Genomic DNA, 2,356 nt, shown 5'->3' with positions numbered 1-2,356 from the left:
CTCCCTCCCCTTGGCAAGGGGAGGGGCAGGGGTGGGGTTAAAGTAGGGACTCATTTTTTTGCCGGCTCATAGTAAAGAATTACCGCGCCGCAGCCGAATGTTTTTGTCTTTATGAGTTTGAGATCGATCCTATCCCTGATGTTTTTAAATAACGTTAAACCGCTTCCTAAAATAATGGGCTGACTGAATTCGTTCTTTCTTACACTCCAACTATGCCTTGAAAATAGCTGTTAGCAAGTTCCTTATAAGTTCATTATCACCAATCCACTCAATAAATAAATACGGTAAATGAGCAATAACTAAAAGCCTAAATGATATGTGTTTAAAACTACCATACATGTAATAGAAAATAACTATCAATACCAGCATAACAATCATTGACGGTAATGCCATTCCAATCAAGGTAATTCCTTCGAAACTTCCTTTATTTATAAAAATGGCACTTATACCAAGCATTCTTGCTAACGCCGGTGACAGGACAAAAAATACAGATGCCATTAACCACTGAACGTGGGAGGATAAATGTTTCTTTTTTATACTCAGTACAGCTAAACTCACACTTACAATAAACATGAATATCAATACGAAGTCAATCACTACAGCGAAATATGCAAACGTTGGATTAAAAAAGCCGTTAATATCAAGTTCATTAACATTATCTATATTTTTTGGGATAATAGTAAGTGCACTACCCGCTACAATTCCTGCCAAAATAATTCCCACTGTTCCAAGCGTTTTATGTCTTTGAATGTTTTGTTTACGGATAATTAAATAAGGCTGGAATATAACCAGTACATACCAGAGTGTGGCAGAAATACCATGCACATGTTGATGAAAGGTTGCATTGGCCAGATTAAAATAATAGCTGTATGAAAATCCCAGAATTGAAATTACAAACGGTATTAACATCCAAAGATGGAAATGCTTGTATTTCGTGATTGAATCTCTTGAAATAGTCTCCATACTACCTTTCTCGTTAATATATTTTTCTGTCAACCGAAAATTTGTGGGCTTGATCTAATTTGTCAACGGAGTCAGCCCCATTGGCCACAACGATCTATAGAATCAATTTCGTATAAACATCATTTATCGTTCGATAAATGAAGTTGCGAATAGCTGGACGTATCCTTATGCTTGACGCAGTTGCGTCCAAACATATCGCATTTGTTATTAAATTATTCATACTGAAATTCCATACGATAGAAAGAGCATTTGAAAGGCGGAGAAAATTTACGTTCTCTTAAGTCATTTGTCAATCAATTTTCTTGGATATTTTGCGGGGGAGAAATCCCCCTAACCCCCTTTGCAAGGGGGACGAATACAACCCCACCCTGTCTCCCTCCCCTTGGCAAGAGGAGGGACCGAGGGTGGGGTTAAAGTATGGACTCATTTTTTTGCCGGCACATAATAAAGAGTCACCGCGCCGCAGCCGAATGTTTTTGTTTTAATAAGTCTGAGATCGATCCTATCCCTGATTTTTTTAAATAACGTTAAACCGCTTCCTAAAATAATGGGCTGAACGTTAAGCCGGTATTCATCCACGACGCCAAGCTGCATCATGGCAACTATCAAACCCGGACTGCCGACAAAAATGTCTTTGCCCGCTTGCCGCTTGAGTTCTACAATTTCTTCTTTGATGACTTCGTTTTTCAATGTTGAATTTTTCCAATCCACCTTTTTCAGCGTGCGGGAATAAACGATCTTTGGAACATCGTCTATGAGCACGGCAAATGTATCCATGGATTTGTTACCCGTAGGATTTTTTACGATCGACGGCCAGTAGCTTTCCATCAGTTGATACGTGATCCTTCCGTAGATAAGGACGCCGGCATTGCGTAAAAGTTCATTATAATGCTCATGTATCTCATCATCTGCGATCCCGGCCGTGTGGTCGCAATACCCGTCCAGGGTCATATTCATGGCTGCAATGAGTTTTCTCATAATTGGTCCTTAATTGTGGTTATTTATTTTTGGAAAACTTTGGCTGTGAGCCCTCTCTGGTATTCTTGTTTTCAGGCCTTGGAAAAACTCCGGTTCCGGCGTTTTTCCATAGCCTTCGTGCTTTTCTCAGCCGAAGGCTGATGCGCCTATGGCGCATTTGTTTCTTTTCGGCGCCTGTCCCGCTCTTTAAGCGGGACACGAGCAAAGAAAGAAAAAGCTCCACAGCATGTCCTAATATAGGGTCTTACTTAAAGTAAACACTTAGATCCGCTTTCTTTTTAAAAAGAAAGCGGGAAAGAAAACTTCGGCTGTGAAAAAAATGCCTAAACCCTCGTTCGCAGGACGGGCTGCGAAAAACGATTCTCAAGCTTAACGATACGCGAAATCAGAACGTTTATGAAAGCCGTTTTTCGCA

The 2,356-nt window shown here is 40.3% G+C and carries 2 protein-coding genes and 1 pseudogene; all 3 read right to left on the bottom strand.

What is annotated here, in order from left to right; genetic code table 11:
• Positions 1 to 50 precede the first annotated feature (50 nt).
• Positions 51 to 179, bottom strand: a pseudogene (locus F9K33_16500) (dihydrofolate reductase).
• 31 nt (positions 180 to 210) lie between these two features.
• Positions 211 to 963 (bottom strand): hypothetical protein, encoded by a 753-nt coding sequence (locus tag F9K33_16495; protein ID KAB2877366.1) that lies wholly within the window; start codon positions 961 to 963, stop codon positions 211 to 213.
• Positions 964 to 1,386: 423 nt separating this feature from the next.
• Entirely contained in the window at positions 1,387 to 1,941 is a 555-nt protein-coding gene (locus tag F9K33_16490; protein ID KAB2877365.1) for a dihydrofolate reductase, read from the bottom strand.
• Positions 1,942 to 2,356: the final 415 nt, after the last annotated feature.

Source organism: bacterium, assembly GCA_008933615.1.
GTDB lineage: Bacteria > CLD3 > CLD3 > SB21 > SB21 > SB21.
Note: the sequence above shows the minus strand (reverse complement) of the source record. Positions and strands in the feature narration are given on the sequence as shown.